General features: G+C 70.1%; 15 protein-coding genes. 6 read left to right on the top strand and 9 right to left on the bottom strand.

Going from position 1 to position 16,408, the window contains the following annotated elements:
* Nucleotides 1-14: 14 nt before the first annotated feature.
* Nucleotides 15-803: an ATP-binding protein gene (locus ACN28I_RS37750; RefSeq protein ID WP_420946747.1), complete on the bottom strand. Its 789-nt coding sequence runs from the start codon at nucleotides 801-803 to the stop codon at nucleotides 15-17.
* On the bottom strand, nucleotides 688-1,932 hold the full coding sequence (locus tag ACN28I_RS37745) for a GAF domain-containing protein (RefSeq protein WP_420946746.1): 1,245 nt from the start codon (nucleotides 1,930-1,932) through the stop codon (nucleotides 688-690). Before ACN28I_RS37745 ends, ACN28I_RS37750 begins: the two co-directional genes overlap by 116 nt.
* 182 nt (nucleotides 1,933-2,114) lie before the next feature.
* Between ACN28I_RS37745 and queF the strand changes: the two genes are divergently transcribed.
* Together queF and ACN28I_RS37735 are read left to right on the top strand one after the other, a co-directional pair.
* Nucleotides 2,115-2,516 (top strand): preQ(1) synthase, encoded by a 402-nt coding sequence (gene queF / locus ACN28I_RS37740; RefSeq protein ID WP_420946745.1) that lies wholly within the window; start codon nucleotides 2,115-2,117, stop codon nucleotides 2,514-2,516.
* 109 nt (nucleotides 2,517-2,625) lie between these two features.
* Entirely contained in the window at nucleotides 2,626-4,272 is a 1,647-nt protein-coding gene (locus ACN28I_RS37735) for an endo alpha-1,4 polygalactosaminidase (RefSeq protein ID WP_420946744.1), read from the top strand.
* Nucleotides 4,273-4,300: 28 nt separating this feature from the next.
* Here the strand turns inward: ACN28I_RS37735 and ACN28I_RS37730 are convergent, their stop codons facing one another.
* Together ACN28I_RS37730 and ACN28I_RS37725 are read right to left on the bottom strand one after the other, a co-directional pair.
* Complete coding sequence (locus ACN28I_RS37730) at nucleotides 4,301-4,513, bottom strand: hypothetical protein (RefSeq protein ID WP_420946743.1); 213 nt, start codon at nucleotides 4,511-4,513, stop codon at nucleotides 4,301-4,303.
* 26 nt (nucleotides 4,514-4,539) lie between these two features.
* Nucleotides 4,540-5,553 carry a serine/threonine-protein kinase gene (locus tag ACN28I_RS37725; RefSeq protein WP_420948791.1) on the bottom strand — a complete coding sequence of 338 codons (1,014 nt, stop codon included), beginning with the start codon at nucleotides 5,551-5,553 and terminating at the stop codon, nucleotides 4,540-4,542.
* Nucleotides 5,554-5,763: 210 nt separating this feature from the next.
* Between ACN28I_RS37725 and ACN28I_RS37720 the strand changes: the two genes are divergently transcribed.
* Nucleotides 5,764-5,964, top strand: a complete 201-nt coding sequence (locus tag ACN28I_RS37720) for a hypothetical protein (protein ID WP_420946742.1) — start codon at nucleotides 5,764-5,766, stop codon at nucleotides 5,962-5,964.
* Between the two features lie 109 nt (nucleotides 5,965-6,073).
* Nucleotides 6,074-7,156 carry a phospholipase D-like domain-containing protein gene (locus ACN28I_RS37715; RefSeq protein ID WP_420946741.1) on the top strand — a complete coding sequence of 361 codons (1,083 nt, stop codon included), beginning with the start codon at nucleotides 6,074-6,076 and terminating at the stop codon, nucleotides 7,154-7,156.
* 3 nt (nucleotides 7,157-7,159) lie between these two features.
* On the opposite strand, the gene ACN28I_RS37710 is transcribed toward ACN28I_RS37715, so the two are convergent.
* The 5 genes from ACN28I_RS37710 to ppk1 all read right to left on the bottom strand — a co-directional run bounded on the left by ACN28I_RS37710 (nucleotide 7,160) and on the right by ppk1 (nucleotide 13,346).
* Nucleotides 7,160-7,525, bottom strand: coding sequence for a response regulator (locus ACN28I_RS37710; RefSeq protein ID WP_420946740.1), 366 nt, complete (start codon nucleotides 7,523-7,525; stop codon nucleotides 7,160-7,162).
* Nucleotides 7,522-9,096: an RAD55 family ATPase gene (locus ACN28I_RS37705; protein ID WP_420946739.1), complete on the bottom strand. Its 1,575-nt coding sequence runs from the start codon at nucleotides 9,094-9,096 to the stop codon at nucleotides 7,522-7,524. Before ACN28I_RS37705 ends, ACN28I_RS37710 begins: the two co-directional genes overlap by 4 nt.
* The gene (locus ACN28I_RS37700; protein ID WP_420946738.1) at nucleotides 9,089-10,177 is read right to left on the bottom strand and encodes a sensor histidine kinase; all 1,089 of its coding nucleotides are present in this window, start codon (nucleotides 10,175-10,177) and stop codon (nucleotides 9,089-9,091) included. The genes ACN28I_RS37705 and ACN28I_RS37700 overlap by 8 nt, the downstream gene beginning before the upstream one ends.
* Nucleotides 10,178-10,400: 223 nt before the next feature.
* Nucleotides 10,401-11,111 (bottom strand): Imm52 family immunity protein, encoded by a 711-nt coding sequence (locus ACN28I_RS37695; RefSeq protein WP_420946737.1) that lies wholly within the window; start codon nucleotides 11,109-11,111, stop codon nucleotides 10,401-10,403.
* Nucleotides 11,112-11,189: 78 nt separating this feature from the next.
* Nucleotides 11,190-13,346, bottom strand: a complete 2,157-nt coding sequence (gene ppk1 / locus ACN28I_RS37690; protein ID WP_420946736.1) for a polyphosphate kinase 1 — start codon at nucleotides 13,344-13,346, stop codon at nucleotides 11,190-11,192.
* Nucleotides 13,347-13,476: 130 nt separating this feature from the next.
* Between ppk1 and ACN28I_RS37685 the strand changes: the two genes are divergently transcribed.
* Nucleotides 13,477-14,979: an HD domain-containing protein gene (locus ACN28I_RS37685; RefSeq protein WP_420946735.1), complete on the top strand. Its 1,503-nt coding sequence runs from the start codon at nucleotides 13,477-13,479 to the stop codon at nucleotides 14,977-14,979.
* A 132-nt stretch (nucleotides 14,980-15,111) separates the two neighbouring features.
* Complete coding sequence (locus ACN28I_RS37680) at nucleotides 15,112-16,332, top strand: zinc-dependent alcohol dehydrogenase (RefSeq protein WP_420946734.1); 1,221 nt, start codon at nucleotides 15,112-15,114, stop codon at nucleotides 16,330-16,332.
* The last annotated feature ends 76 nt before the right edge of the window (nucleotides 16,333-16,408 follow it).

The raw sequence follows: 16,408 nt of genomic DNA, 5'->3' as shown, positions 1-16,408 counted from the left end.
CCCGGTGAGCGCCCTCACGGCAGCATGAGGGCTTCCAGGGGGACGCGATCCAGACAGGAGGCGTGCTCCTCGGTGCGCCCGCGCTCGCCCACGAGGCCAAGCGTGGCGCGTACGGCGGCGAGCAGCTCCTGCTCCCGGTAGGGCCGGGCGCACAGCGAGTGCTCCGGGTGGGCCCAGGCGGGCCGCGAGGCCCCGGCCAGGACGATTGGAATGGGCCGGGCGCGCGGCAGTTCCGCGAAGGCGGACAGGAAGAGGCCCAGTTGCGTGGGCGGGGCGCCCTCGGACAGCAGCACCAGGTCCACCGGCAGGGAGGAAGCGCGGCGCAGCGACTCCACGCCCCCGTGCGCGGTGAGCACCTCGAAGCCCTCGGCGCGCAGCACGCGCTCGGCGGTCAGCTCCTGCACCGGATCCTCGTCCAGCAGCAGCACCCGGCGCGGCAGGCGGCGCACCTCGTTGGCGGACATGCGCGGCAGGCCCAGGGTGAAGGTGGAGCCCTCGCCCTCGGCGCTGGCCATGGACAGCGCGCCCTGGTGCAACTGGGCGATGGAGTGGCTGATGAAGAGCCCCAGCCCCAGCCCGCCGAAGTGGCGGTGCGAGGAGTTGCCCGCCCGGTGGAAGCGCTGGAAGAGGCGCGACTGGTCCTGCGTGGGGATGCCGATGCCCCGGTCCCTCACGTGCAGGCGCGCCTCACCGTGCGATGCCTCCACCTCCACGGAGATGGGCTCGCCCTTGGGGCTGTACTTGTCGGCGTTCTCCAGCAGGTTGATGAGCACCTGCTCCAGCCGCTCCCGGTCCGCCTGCACCCAGAGGTGCTCGCGTGGCACCGCCAGGCTGAAGGGGCGCTCGATGCTGTGACGGAATTGATCCACCACTTCGGCCACCAGGTGGCCCAGCTCCAACGGCGCGAGTTGCAAGGCCAGTTGACGATCCTCCAGCCGCGAGACATCCAACAGCTCGTTCACCAGACGCTCCAGACGCTCCACCTGCCGCTTCGACTGGGTGACGCAGGAGGGCTCCACGCGCTGCCCCTGGGCAATGCGGCGCTCGATGGAGCTGCAGCGTGAGCTTGAGGGGGGTGAGGGGCGTCTTCAGCTCGTGCGAGGCGATGGACATGAACTCCTCGCGCACGCGCAGGGCCGCCTGGGCCTCGCGCAGCAGGCGCGCGTTCTCCACCGTCACCGCCACCTGCCCGGCCGCCGCGCTCCACAGGTCCAGCTCGCGCAGGGAGAAGGAGGTGCCCTGCTCCTTGTAGAGGACGAGCAGCCCCAGGGCGCGCTTCTGGGACAGCAGCGGCACCGCGGCGAAGATGGAGCCCACCGCGTCCCCGTAGCCGCGCTGGACGCCAATCTGCGGCTGGCGGGTGATGAGGGCCGCCTCGAAGGAGTCGGCGTGGTCCTCGAGCGCGTCCTCGGGAGAGTCGGCGCTGGCCAGGTCGGACACGGCCACGCGGCGCAGGGGCTGGCCCTCCTCGGAGAGGTACACCTCGGCGCGGCGCACCTGGGCGCAGCGCACCACGGCCAGCACCGCGGCCTTGCACACGCTGTCCACGTCCAGCGTCTCGCCCACCTCGCGGGCGATCTCCTGGAGGGCCTGGGCGAAGGCGACGTCGTCATCGGCGCCGGAGGGCTCGAAGAGGAGCCAGGTACCCGAGGCCGCTCCCGGCGCGGCGGGACGCACGCGGATGCGCACCTGCTTGAGACCCGAGGTGATGGCATGGCCCGAGTGGGCATTGCCCTCGCGCAGCGCGCGCTCCAGGGCATCCCGGCCCCAACCGCCCTCGAGGGCCGAGAGCACCGGGTCCCCCACCTGGAGGACCATGCCCGTCTTGGAGCCGAAGTCCGGCTCCAGCCACTCCACCCGGAGATCCGGTCCGAGCCGGACCACGGCCTGGGGGACGCACGCGAGAATGTCCTGGAAATCAGAGGGCAGCATGCGGGGCGAGGATCTGAGTTACGCCCCTGGGAAGGGAGACACAAGGTGGCCCGGCCCGGGCTGCTCCCCCCTGGACAGAGGGGACGTTGGGGGCCGGACAGGAGGGGGGGCCAGGCAGGAGGGGGAGCGTCCGCCAGACGGAGGCTGAAATCCGCGTGGTGTGTGTTAGACGACACCCCGCCATGTCTTCCCAGCCGACCAAGGAATTGAAGACCTTCCCCAACCCCGCCGCGGATCGCGACTACGAGATCGCGTTCGACGTGCCGGAGTTCACGTGCCTCTGCCCGCTGACCGGGCAGCCGGACTTCGCGAAGTTCAAGATCCGCTACGTGCCGGACGAGCTGTGCGTGGAGCTGAAGAGCCTGAAGCTCTACATGTGGACGTACCGGAACGAGGGGGCCTTCCACGAGAAGGTGACCAACACGATCGCCGACGACATCGTGCGCGCCATCCAGCCGCGGAAGCTGACGGTGGAGGGGGACTTCTTCGTGCGAGGCGGCATCGGGACGCTGGTGACGGTGACGCACGAGAAGAAGGGCCGGAGCGCCAAGGCGAAGAAGAGCGCCCCCGCGCGCCGCAAGTAGGCCCCGGCTCCCCGCTCCCGTAACCCCGTAAAACCATCTTTACACGCCAATCCGGTGTTGCTCGGGGGTGCCACTCGTGAGAGATGGCCGCCCCCCACCTGGAGGCGTGATGTCGAGATGGAGTGCCTGGCTCATCCCGTGGATCGCAGTGCTGACGTACGGGTGCGTGCCCCTGGAGGGGGATGACGCGCGGGAGGGCCAGGGCGTGCAACAGCACGCCCTGACGGGCACGGAAGTCATCGACTTCTCCACCGCGAGCACGCTGGCGAACACGGATGCGTCCGGGAAGACCGGAGGCATGACCGTGCTCAAGGCGAACAGCTCGAATTGCACGGTGGGCACGTACGCGGACTGCTACGCGCAGTACATCGAGTTCAGCGCGGCCTACACGGGCCACCTGTCCTTCAAGCTCTCGAGCCTCACCCAGGCCGCGCCGGCGCCCTCGCAGATCACCCACCTCCAGGTGCTGACGAAGTACCAGGGGCCCGCGGTCTCCACGTCCTATTACCGGTGGCAGCTCTACCGGTTCACGACGGCGAGCTGGGTCAACATCGGCACCTCGCAGGGGCGCGGGGACTGGGCGTGGACGCCCGCACTCACGCTCAACCTTCCGAGCACCGAGACGGCGTCGAGCTTCGTCTCGAGCGACGGTGAGATTCGCGCGCGCCTCATCAAGGGCGCGGGGACGGATGCGGCGCAGCTCGACAGCCTGCGCCTGCAGGTGTCGTGGGATATTCCCTCGACGTGCACCCCCGAGACGAACGCGGCCTTCTGCGCGCGGCTGGGCCGCGACTGTGGGCAGGTGACGGGCACCGACAACTGCGGCCAGGCGCGCACCGTGTCGAGCTGTGGGACCTGCCTGAGCCCCGAGACGTGTGGCGGTGGCGGCACGGCGAACGTCTGCGGCCAGGGGGCGTCCTGCACCCGCGCGGCCTTCCCCAAGGGAACCACCTGGATGTGGGACCTCGAGAACAGCGCCATTCCCACGAACCTCAATGCCCAGGTCTACGTGGTCGACCTCTTCAACACCTCGAGCGCGAAGATCCAGGAGTACAAGAGCGCGGGCAAGAAGGTGGTCTGCTACTTCAGCGCCGGCACCTACGAGGACTGGCGGAGCGATGCCGGCCAGTTCCCGCAGGACACCTATTGCAGCCCTGGCGAGAACTGCGCCCAATCCGTCCACATCCTGGGGGACTGGTGCACGAGCGGGGGCTGCGAGTGGTGGTTGGATCACCGCAAGCCGGCGGTGCGGACCGTGATGGCGTCCCGCATGCAGCTCGCGCGTGACAAGGGCTGCGACGCGGTGGAGCCGGACAACATCGACGGCTACGCGCACGATGATGAAATCGCCTGCACCGACCAGGCCTGCTGGGGCCTCACGGCCACCCACCAGCTCGACTACAACCGCTGGCTGGCCGATACCGCCCATGCCAAATGCCTGAGCATCGCGCTCAAGAACGACGTGGATCAGATTCCCCAGCTCGCCGCGTCCTTCGACTTCGCCCTCAACGAGGAGTGCCAGCGGTACAACGAGTGTGGCGCCTACAAGACCTGGTTCACGGACCAGAACAAGGCCGTCTTCAACGCCGAGTACCTCAAGGACGCGGGCGGCGATTCCATGGCCTGGACCTCGTGCACGGGAACGCAAGCCACCTGCGCCTGTGGCCAGAGCGGCTTCGCCCCGGGTGACATGAGCACGCTGGTCTACAGGACCTCGGCGGTCCGCTACGACAACGTCGGCATCACCTGCTGGTAGTCAGTCAGGGCGGACGGGGGGACTCGCGCTACTGCGAGTCCCCCATCTTCGACTCCAGGTCGCGCGCGCGCTGGTCGGCATCGGACTCGATGCGGCTGGCGGCGCCGCGGACGTTGTCGAGCTGCCGCCTGGGAGCGCTGGCGCCCTCCGCGGAGGAGCCACGCGAGCCGTGGTTGAGCGCGTAGTACGCGGCGCCCGAGATGACGGCGATGGCGAGGATGGCGGTGATCATCTTGCCCATGACGAGTGCTCCCGGGGCCGTGCGCGTCAGCGGATGGTGAGCTGGCGCACCAGTCCCATCCAATACGAGTGGGTGAGGGCCAGCCCGGTGCCCAGGGCTCCGGCGACGGCGGCGAAGGCGAGCAGCCACCGGGCCCACGGCCGGGAGAGCAGCTTCGCCTGGTCGTCGAAGACCTCGACGACGTCCAGTTCCTTCTGGGTGAGGTGGGCGAGCGCCTCGGTCTCGGTGAGCTTCTTGCGGTGGCGCAGGAAGCCGACGAGGAGGGCCTCGTAGGACATGCGCACGCGCTGGGCGAGGAACATCTCCAGCTCGCGGCGCATGGCGGCGGCGTTGGGGAAGCGATCCTCGGGCCGCACCTCGAGGGCGCGCTTGACGATGTCCGCCAGCGGCTTGGGGATGTGGGGCGCCACCTTCTGCAGCGGGGTGTACTCGCCGTCGCGGATGCGGGCGAACACTTCACCGGTGTTGCGGCCCAGGAAGGGGCGGGCTCCGGAGAGCGCCTCGTAGAGGAGCACCCCGAGCGCGAAGAGGTCCGTGCGCCCGTCCACCGGCGCGCCCGTCACCTGCTCGGGGGACATGTACGAGGGGGTGCCCACCGCCATGCCCTGCGCGGTGAGGGCCTCCAGGCCCGCGTCCTTGGCCACGCCGAAGTCCATCAGCTTCACGTCTCCGGCCTTGGAGAGCATCACGTTGGCCGGCTTGAGGTCGCGGTGGATGATGTGGCGGAAGTGGGCGTGCTCGAGCGCCCCGGCGATGCGCGCCGCGATGGCGGCACCCACCTCGGGCGGCAAGGGCCCCTCCTTGATGAGCTCGTGCAGGGTGGGCCCGTCCACGAACTCCATCACCATGAAGAGGACGTCGTTCTTCTCCACCAGATCGTACAGCGTGACGATGTTCTGGTGGCGGAAGGCGGCGAGCGCGAGCGCCTCGCGGCGGAAGCGCGACACGGCTTCCTTGTCCCGGATGGGATCCGCGAGCATCTCCTTGATGGCGACCTCGCGCTGCAACATCTCGTGCAGCCCCCGGTACACCTGGGCCATGCCTCCGCGTCCCAGCTCTCCGAGCACGCGGTAGGCGCCTATCTTCCGATGTCTGACAACGGGCTTCTCACTGGGCGGCACGGACGGGAGGGTACCGATTTGCCCGCGAGGCGTCGACACGCCCGGAGTGCAGACAGCCTGGCGGTAGAAATCCCTGTTCACGGGAGAGCAGAGCCACCCACATCCCGCGCCCGCTACGCTGCGCGCGCCATGAAGAAGACCCTCTTCCTCCTTCCCGCCATCCTGCTCGTCCTTCCGGGCTGCTTCGTCATCCGCGAGACCCGGTACGTTCCCAAGAGCAAGAAGTCCGCGCTCAAGTCCCGCCCCGACTGCCACCCCAGCCAGTACTGGGATGGCGAGCAGTGCCGCCACAAGGGCAAGGGCAAGGGCGCGCGGAAGCACGACGACTGACGCCCGGCCGATTCCACGGCTTCCACGGACACGGATGGATTCCCGGGCTCGAAATACCCTCACCCCGACCCTCTCCCGAGGGGAGAGGGAGGAGTTGTCTGGGGAGGGGTTGTCCGGGGAGCGCATCACGCTGCTGGATGGGGGCACCGAGGCCTATCCGCGCATGCTGGCGGCCATCGCCTCGGCCACCCGGCACGTCCACTTGGAGGTCTACGCCTTCGAGTACGAGGGCGTGGGGACCCACTTCATCCAGGCCCTCACCGCCGCGGCCCACCGGGGCGTGGAGGTGAAGGTCATCGTCGATGGGTGGGGCTCCATCGGAGAGAGCCGCGCGCTGGCGGACAGCCTGCGTCCGGCCGGCATCAAGGTCCGCGTCCACAATCCCCTCACCTCCGTCCTCCTGCTGGGCCGGCTCTGGCGCAACCACCGGAAGATCCTCCTCGTGGATGACACGGTGGCCTTCCTGGGCGGCATCAACATCGGGGACCACTACGCGGCGGCGGAAGGCCGGCCGGGGTGGGCGGACCTGGCGCTGGAGCTGCGGGGCGGCATCTGCGCGCAGTTGGGCGCGAGGCTCAACGCGGGAGCGTCCGCGCTGGCGGCGGGCCCGGTGCGCCTCCTCCTGTCGGGCTTCGGCGGCGGATGGCGCCTGCGAGCGCGCTACCTGGCGGCGCTGGCGCAGGCCCGGCGCGAGGTGGTGCTGGCCCATGCGTACTTCCTGCCGGACCGGGGCTTCGTGCGCGCCCTCACCCGCGCGGCGCGGCGGGGCGTGGAGGTGCACCTGTTGCTGGCCGGCCGCAGCGACGTCCCCTTTGCCCGCGCGGCCACCATGCGCCTGTACCGCACCCTGCTGCGGGGGGGCGTGCACATCCACGAGTGGACGGAGACCACCCTGCACGCCAAGGCGGCGGTGGTGGATGGCCAGCGCCTGCTGGTGGGCAGCTTCAACCTCGATCCGCTCTCGCTGGTGAACCTGGAGACGCTGGTGGAGGTGGAGGACGCGGACGTGGCCGGACAGGCCACCCGCTGGGTGCGGCGGCACCTGAGCGGCGCGAGGACCGTGGGCCTGGAGGATTGCGCGCGCTCGGGCCCGCAGCGCTGGCTGCTGGACGTGGTGGGGCTGGCGGTGGCGCGCTTCGCCGAGCGCGTCGCCACCTTCATCGGCTCGCGGCGCATGCGCCGCCGGGGCTGACGCTCAGGCCCTGCCCTGCACGCCGGAGACCCGGGCCACCGCTTCCAGGAGTTGCTCCAGCCGGAAGGGCTTCTTCAGGAAGGCCTGCCAGTGGCGCGGCGTGCTGGCTCTCGGGGAGGTCTCGCTCATGAGGATGACGGGCACCTCGTCCAGGCCGGGCGTCTTGCGCATCTCCTCGAGCGTCTGCATGCCGGAGAGGATGGGCATCATCACGTCCATCACCACGACGTCCGGGCGGTGCGTGCGCAGGCGCTGCAGGGCATCCCGGCCATTGCCGCAGACGGACACCTCGTAGCCCTCGTCCCGCAGCACGTCGGCCACCACCTGCTGCACGTCGAACTCGTCCTCGACGACCAGGATGGACCTCATTTCCCCCTCCCGCCACCCCGGCCGCCACGCCCGAGCACCTTCTTGAGCACCCCCACCCTCTTCTTCTTCTTGGGCTCCTCCGCCCGCTTCTTCCCGTCGCGGATGCGCCCGTGCCCGCTGAGGATGGCCTCCGCGCTCGCGAAGGACTCGGCCACGTCGATGCCGTCGCGCGAGATGCGGAACTCGCGCAGCGAGGTGTCGTAGCGGCTCTCGCGCATCTTCATGATGGAGAGCAACCGGTAGATTTGAGAGCGCAGCTCCACGTAGCGCAGCAGGAGGACCGTCTCCACCACGTTGGCGAGCTCCGGGGTGGGCAGGTTCAGCTCGGGCTGGAAGAGCTCCAGCTCGTCCGTCATGACGGTGGTGACGTCCTGCATGCGGAGCTGGTTGGTGAGCGCCGAGAGGAAGCGGGGGACGCGGTCCGGGTACACCGCCGCCGCGCGGAAGCCCTCGGCCCCGTCGATGAACAGGCGCCGGCGCTCCTTCTTCTCATCCACCCGCATCTTCTCCAGCAACTGCTCGGCCAGCGAGTCCATGAAGTGCTCGAGCGGCGGCTGCCACACCAGCTCGATGCGGCCCTCCTTCACGTACCGCTCCAGGGGCAGGCCCACGTCCTCGGCCTTCTCGATGAGGCGGGGGGGCGGCTCGTAGAAGCCGAAGTAGGTGCCGTGCTGGCCCTGGCGGGCCCCCTCCACCAGGAAGGAGAGCCCCAGCAGCGTCTTGCCCGTGCCCGGCGCGCCGATCAGCGCCGTGGTAGAGCCCGAGGGCAGCCCCCCGTCGAGCATCTCGTCCAGCCGCTTCAGGCCGAAGCCCATGCGGACGCGCTGCTCGCGTGCCTGCTCGGGCGGCCGGGCGAACTGGATCTCCGTGCGCGGGTGGATGACCAGACCCTCGCCGGTGATCTCCACCTCGTGGCGGCCCCGGAGGTAGTCGCTGCCGCGGAACTTGTGCACCGTCAGCTCGCGCACCGCCCGCGGCCCGACGAGCTTGTCGGACAGCTCGACGACGCCGTCCACCACGGCGTTCTCCACGTGCGTGCGCTCGCGCACGTTGGAGACCAGCAGCGTGGTGCAGCCCAGCAGGTTGGTGAAGGCCTGGAGGCCGTGCACGAACTCCCGGTAGGACTGGGGCGAGGTGGAGAACTGCTCCGCGCTCTCCATGCCGTCGATGACGAAGAAGGTCGCCCGGCGCTCGCGCAGCGTGCGGCGGATGAGTTCCATCAGCCCGGTGAAGCCCCCCTCGCGCACCTGCTGGTAGCCGCTGATGTAGTAGAGCCGCTCGGGGATGAACTCCGGCTTGTAGAAGCTCAGCGTGGAGAGGTGGGAGATCATCTTCGCGTGCGACTCGATGAGCAGCGTCATGTAGACGCAGCGCCCCTCCTGCTTCTGGATGTGGTTGCAGCAAAGCTGGTTGGCGAGGATGGTCTTCCCGCTGCCCGGAGGACCCATCAAGGCGTAGATGCCGCCGTGCTTGAACCCACCCTTGAGGATGAAGTCCAGCCGCGGGATGCCGCTCTGGATGCGGACATCACCGGCCTTGTTCTCCGTCCCCCCTGTTCCGGACTCACTCATACCCCTCCACCGCCTCCACGGGCAGCCGCAGCGTGAAGCAGGAGCCTCCGCCGTCGCGCCCCGTCAATCCCACCGTGCCTCCATGGGCACGGGCAATCTCCCGGACGATGTACAGGCCGAGCCCCAGGCTCTGCACCCGGTGGGCCGAGGAGGCCCGCTCGAACGGGTTGAAGATGCGCTCGCGGTCGTCCTCGGCCACGCCGAGGCCCCGGTCCGCCACCTGGAGGGACACCACCCCATCGCGCAGCTCGGCCCGGACCGAGATGGGCCCGCCCGCGCCATACTTGATGGCGTTGGTGATGAGGTTGCTGAGCGCCTGCTCCACCCGCAGCCGGTCCCAGTGCACCTCCACCTGGGGATGGGCCTCCAGGGTCAGCTCCGAACCCGCGTGGCGGGCCTGCTCGGTGAATCGCTCGCACACCTCGCGCAGCAGGGAGCCCAGCTCGAAGCGCTCGCGATCCAGGTCGAAGTGGTTGTTGCGGGCCCGGCTCACGTCGAGCAGGTTCTGCACCAGCACGCCCAGCCGGCGCACCTGGCGCAAGGCGGGCTCCAGCCGCTCGGCCACCTGGACGCCGGAGAAGCCCACCTCGCGGCGGGCGCTTCGCTGCAACCGCTCCAGCACGAGCTGGAGCGCGGTGATGGGGGACTTGAGCTCGTGCGAGGCGACGGAGAGGAAGGAGTCGCGCGCCCCGAGCGCCCGCAGCAGATCCGCCTCCGTCCGCTGCCACGGCGTCACGTCCTGGAAGGACACGGTCGCCACGCCCGGCGAGCGCGAGCGGTCCAGCCGCGAGTGCACCACGAACGACCGGTCCCCCTCGGGCGTCTTCCAGCGGAAGAGCTCTCCCTCCAGGGGCTCGCCGCGCGCGGCCCGCGACACCGGACACAGCTCGGGAGGCAGCGGCTCGCCCGACCCGTCCAGGACGGCACCGGGGGTGGGCGCCTCGAGGGAAAAGGGGAGGGCCCGTGCCGCCGCGTTGGCGGCCAGCACCCTCCCCGTCTCCTCTTCCACCCGCAGCACGGGCACGGCGAGGAAGTCGAGGACGCTCTCCTGTCCTGGCTGCTCGGACACGCCCGTCTCCATGTCCTCCACCCGCACAGCACGAACGGATGGAGCCCGCGGCACCCGGTGTCGCATGATGTGACCGCAGTCCCGCAAGATGGGCACGGGGTCAAGGATGGCAAGCGAGCCGCGGAAGCCCGCCCGGCCCTCACCGTTGCCTGATGGACGGATGGGGCCAGGGGCCCGCGGATGAGGGCAACCGGGGGAGCAGGCGCACGACGCGAAGCGCCTTCCCCGGCCCGTCTCAGCCCGGAGACAGCGGCAGCAGGCCGGCCTTCTCGAGCCGCTCGCGGACGCGCCCGGCCAGGGCGACATGCTCCGGGTTCTCCGGGGAGAAGCACTCCGGCGTGAGGGTAATGAGCGTGCCCTTGCCCTCCAGCGGCTCGACGCGCACGGGCCTGGGCAGGGACGGCACCTTGCCCCGCCGCGCCGGGACGTACATGAGCCACCCGAGGCAGGCGCCGCCCTCCTCCATCACCTTCTTCGCGCTCCGGTCCGCCTCCGGAATCACCGCGCACCCGTCCGGATCCCACGCCTGCACCATGGCGCGCACCACCTTCTTCAACACGGCGGCGGTGAGCACCCGGCTCGCCGCCGGCTCCTCCCGGGGCAGATGGAGCAGACACCCGTTGGAATAGTAGGGCTCGTTGGAGCCGCAGACGAAGCTCAGCCTGCCGCCACGCCCCTGCTGCTCCTGCCCCGTCCAGGCCTCGAAGGTGAACACCTCCCTCGCCAGCCGGTACTTCCTGCGCTCGAAGAAACGGAGGAACGTCTCCGCGGTGGGCTCGAATGGCAACTGGAGCGCGTGCCTGCGCGAGTACGCGTACTCGAACCAGCGCGCATAGGCCGCATCACACTGTCCCAACTGCCGGAAAAGCACTTCCACACGCCGGGCACACGCCTCGGCGGACTCCCTCCGGCCTGCCCAATGTGCCCCCGCCTGGAAAAGTTCCATCGGGCATGACATACGCCATGGGTAACAAAGTCACCATCCCAGAATGAGACTCGGCCCCACCTTCCCGGTCGGGCGGGCTCAGCTCCCCGTCTGGGGCACCTGGCGCGAGGGCACGGGCGCATCCGGGACCGTCGCGTGGCGCAGCGCCTGGAGGGGCTTGGGGTCCGGCTGGTTGGTGCGCCGGGCCAACTCCATCAGCACCCCCTGGCTGCGCACCGCCGTGCCGTCCCTGCCCACCGGGACGTAGGTGCCGTCCACCTGCAGCCGCCGCGCCTTTACGTTGTCCTTGAGCGACATCCCCAACACCTCGTCCAGCAGCCGCTGGCGGATGGCCGGGTCCTCCACGGGGAACATCGTTTCGATGCGGCGCACGAAGTTGCGCGGCATCCAGTCCGCGCTGCTCATCCACACCTCCGGGTGGCTGCCCGCCCCGAAGGCGAACACCCGGCTGTGCTCCAGGAAGCGGTCCACCACGCTCGTCACGCGGATGCGCTCGCTCACCCCCGGCACCCCGGGCCGCAGGCAGCAGATGCCGCGCACCAGCAAGTCGATCTCCACCCCCGCCTGGCTCGCCGCGTAGAGCGCGCGGATGACGGTGGAGTCCACCAGCGAGTTCATCTTCGCCACGATGCGCGCGGGCTCGCCGCGCCGGGCCTTCTCCGCCTCGCGCTGGATGAGCCCGAGCACCTTCTCGTGCAGCCCCATGGGCGCCACGGCCAGCCGCTTCCATTGCGGCGCCACCGCGTAGCCGGTGAGCATGTTGAAGAGCGCGCTCACGTCGTCCGCTATCTCTCCGCGCGAGGTGAAGAGGGACACGTCCGTGTACAGGCGCGCGGTGTGGGGGTTGTAGTTGCCCGTGCCCAGGTGCACGTAGCGGCGGATGCCGTTGCCCTCGCGGCGCACCACCAGCGCCACCTTGGCGTGCGTCTTCAGGCCGATGAGGCCGTAGACGACGTGCACCCCGCTCTCCTCCATCTTCCGCGCCCAGGCGATGTTGTTGGCCTCGTCCAGCCGGGCTTTTATCTCCACCAGCACCGCCACCTGCTTGCCGTTCTCCACCGCGCGCGACAGCGCCCGGGCGATGGGGCTGTCCCCGCTGGTGCGGTAGAGCGTCTGCTTGATGGCCAGCACGTCCGGATCCTCGGCGGCCTCCTCCAGGAAGCGCACCACGGGATCGAAGGACTCGTAGGGGTGGTGCAGGAGGATGTCGCGCCCGGCGACGACGTCCAGGAGGGACTCCACGTCGCGCAGCACCGGGGGCACCGTGGGCGTGAAGGGCTCCACGCGCAGCTCCGGCCGCGCATCCAGCTCCGTGAGCGCCATCAGGTCCGAGGGCTGCAACGGCGACTGCTGCCGGTACACGTCCATGGGCCCCAGCTTCAGGGCCGCGGTGAGCAGGGCTTCGATCTGCGGGCCGGCCGAGGCATCCAGCTCCAGGCGCACCGCGGCGCCCCGGTCCCTGCGGCGCAGCTCCTCTTGGATGGTGGAGAGCAGATCCTCGCTCTCCTCCTCGTCCACGTTGAGATCCCAGTTGCGCGTGACGCGGAAGGCGGCGGCGTGCTCGACGACGTAGCCGGGGAAGAGGTCCGCCGCGCACAAGGCGATGACCTCGCCCAGCAGCAGAAAGGCCAGGCCCTTCTCGGCGGGCATGGGCACGAGCCGGCTGAGGACACTGGGAACCTGCACCACGGCCAGCGAGGTGCCGTGCACGTTGCGCCGACGCCTGGGGCCCTCGCGCCGCAGCAGCACCGCCACGTTGAGCGACTTGTTGCGCAGGTGGGGGAAGGGGTGCCCCGGGTCCACCGCGAGCGGGGTGAGGGCCGGGAAGACGGAGGTGGTGAAGACGGTCCGCGCGACCGCCTTCTGCTCGGCCGTCAGCTTGTCGCGCGTGAGCAGGGAGACGCCCGCGGCCAGCAGCCCCGGGTGGAGCTCCTCGACCCAGAGGCGCGAGGCCGAGTCCACCAGCGCGTGGACGCGCTCGCTGATGGCGCTCAACTGCTCGGCGGGCAGCAATCCGTCCGCGGCCGGCTCGGCCACGCCGCTGGCGAGCTGCTGCTTCAGGCCCGCCACGCGGACCATGAAGAACTCGTCCAGGTTGGAGGAGGCGATGGCGAAGAACTTCAAGCGCTCGTAGAGCGGCAGCTCCCGGGAGCGGGCATCGTCCAGGACCCGCTCGTTGAAGGCGAGCCAGGACAGCTCGCGGTTGATGAAGAGTTGCGGATCGTTGAATTCCACGGGCCCAGAGTCTTGCAGGTGGCGGGTGACGTCACGTCACGGACCTGTCAAGAAACCCAGGTAAAGGTGGGCCGCCCGACAATGAAGGCCGTATCTTTCGAGCCGCAACCATCCCGAGCGCCTGAACCCCATGCCCACTTCCACCCAACAGCCCGTGCTCGCCGCCATCGACGTGGGCACCAATGCCGTCCGTCTGGAGTTGGCCCGGCCGGACGCGGAAGGCTCGCTGGAGACGCTCCACCAGGAGCGAGACCCCATCCGCCCGGGAGAGGGCGTCTTCACCAGTGGGGAGATGCCCGAGGAGACGGCGGACCGGCTGCTGTCCACGCTGCGGCGCTACGCGGCGCTGTGCCGGCGGCACAAGGCCCGGGTGCGCGCGGTGGCCACCAGCGCGATGCGCGACGCGAAGAACCGCGAGGAGATCGTCCAGCGGGTGCGCGACGAGGCGGGGCTGAACCTGGAGGTGGTGAGCGGCAAGGAGGAGGCGCGCCTCATCTGCCTGGGGGTGTTGCACCGCAAGCCGCCGCATGCGCGCTCGCTGCTGGTGGACATCGGCGGGGGCTCCACCGAGGTGGTGCTCGCCACGGGGGAGCGGCCGGATGACTTGTGGAGCCTCGCGCTGGGCTCGGTGCGGCTGACGGAGATGTTCGACGCGGCCGGGAAGGTGACGCCCAAGCAACTGCGGCTGATGCGCAGCTACGTGGAGGAGCACCTGCGCAAGTCCATCCCCGAGCGGCTCCCCAACCTGCCCCGGGTGGCCCTGGGCTCCTCGGGCACCATCAACGCGGTGGTGGGCTACGCGGCGAGCGAGGGCACCGGGCACGCGTCCATGCGCCAGCTCACGCACGCGGTGGAGACGCTGGCGGAGATGACGCCCGAGCGGCGGCGCAAGCGCTTCGACCCGCGGCGCGCGGACATCATCGTGGCGGGCGCCACCGTGCTCGAGCGGGTGGCCCGGCACCTGGGCGTGGAGACCGTCACCGGCGTCAACCGGGGCCTGCGCGACGGCCTGCTGGTGGACCTGCTGTACCGGCAGGACACGACGCGCGAGGACCACTCGCTGGCGGACGCGGCGGTGTCCATGGGGCGGCGCCTCCACTTCGACGAGAAGCACGCGCGCCAGGTGGCCTCGCTGGCCCTCACCCTCTTCGACGAGCTGGCCGCGCTGCACCAGTTGCCGCTCTCGTGCCGGCCGTACCTGGAGACGGCCGCGCTGCTGCACGACGTGGGCAACGCCGTCAGCTACGAGCGTCACCACAAGCACACGTACTACCTCATCCACAACGGCGACATCCCCGGCCTGGCGGACCGCGAGCGCGAGCTGGTGGCCCGGGTGGCGCGCTACCACCAGCGCAGCCCGCCGGAGCTCCACCACTCGGGCATGGAGGGGCTGAGCACCACCGAGGCCCGCCTGGTGCGCAAGCTGGCCACGCTGCTCCGGGTGGCCAACGCGCTGGACAGCAGCCACCACCAGCCCGTGAAGGAGCTGCGGGCCGTCAACGGCCGCGACGCGGTGTCCCTGCACTTCAAGTCGCGCCAGCCGGTGGACCTGGAGTTGTGGACGGTGGAGCGCGAGACGGCCCTCTTCCGCCGCGTCTTCGGCAAGCGGCTCACCCTGCACGTCAGCCGCTAGCCGCGCCGCCCGCCCTCCAGGAGAGGGAGCACCTTCGTCTGGCACCGGACGGAGCGCGTGCCCACCCCTACCGGGGAGATTCCGACACCAGTGCGCTCAGCGCCTGGAGCCCTGCGGGGAGAAGGAGCGGCAATGAAGGCGGTCGTCTTTCATGGGATTGGGGACATCCGGCTCGAGGACGTCGCGGAGCCCGTCCTCCAGCAGGACACGGACGCCATCGTCAGGCTGACGGCGAGCGCCATCTGCGGCACGGACCTGCATTTCGTACGCGGCACCTTCCCGGGAATGAAGCCGGGCACCATCCTCGGGCACGAGGGCGTGGGCATCATCGAGGCGCTGGGCCCGGACGTGCGCAACCTGCGCGTGGGGGACCGGGTGGTGATTCCGTCCACCATCGCCTGCGGCACGTGCTCGTACTGCCGCTCGGGCTACTACGCGCAATGCGACGTGGCCAACCCCAACGGCAAGCGCGCGGGAACGGCGTTCTTCGGCGGGCCGGAGATGAGCGGGCCCTTCCACGGGTTGCAGGCGGAGAAGGCGCGGGTGCCCTTCGCCAACGTGGGGCTGGTGAAGATTCCGGACGAGGTGACGGATGAGCATGCCATCCTGCTCTCGGACATCTTCCCCACGGGCTACTACGGGGCGGACATCGCGGAGATCAGCCCGGGTGACACGGTGGCGGTGTTCGGCTGCGGCTCGGTGGGGATGTTCGCCATCCTGAGCGCGAAGCTGATGGACGCGGGGCGCATCTTCGCCATCGACTGCCACCCGGACCGGCTGGACGCGGCGCGGACGCTGGGCGCCGAGGTCATCAACTTCGACGTGGAGGATCCGGTGGAGGCCATCCTCCGGCTGACGGGAGGCATCGGCGTGGACCGGGCCATCGACGCGGTGGGCGTGGACGCGATGCACGCGCACCACGGGCCGGCGGCGAAGACGGCGCGCAAGGAGAAGGCCGAGTTCAAGCGCGAGCTGAAGGAAGTCGCGCCGAACACGAACCCGGACGGAGACAACTGGGTGCCGGGTGACGCACCGGCCCAGGCGGTGATGTGGGCGGTGGAGGCGCTGGCCAAGGCCGGCACGCTGGCCATCATCGGCGTGTACCCGCAGCAGATGCGCACGTTCCCGCTCGGCCAGGCGATGAACAAGAACCTGACGTTGAACATGGGCAACTGCAACCACCGCAAGTACATCCCCCACCTCATGGAGCTGGTGCGCACGGGCGCGGTGGACCCCACCGAGATCCTCTCGCACGTGCAGCCGCTGACGAGCGCCCTGGATGCCTACCGCTCCTTCGACACGCGCAAGCCGGGCTGGATGAAGGTGGAGCTCGAGCCCTCCATGCTGACGTGAGCCGCCCCGCTCACGACTCCAGCAGGAGGGCAGCGGCAGCGGCAGCGGCGTGGGAGCCGTTGGTGGCCGTGCCAGG

This window comes from Archangium gephyra, assembly GCF_049060025.1.
Lineage (GTDB): Bacteria > Myxococcota > Myxococcia > Myxococcales > Myxococcaceae > Archangium > Archangium gephyra_A.
The sequence above is the reverse complement of the archived record's forward strand: the minus strand, read 5'-3'. Positions and strand labels throughout refer to the sequence as shown.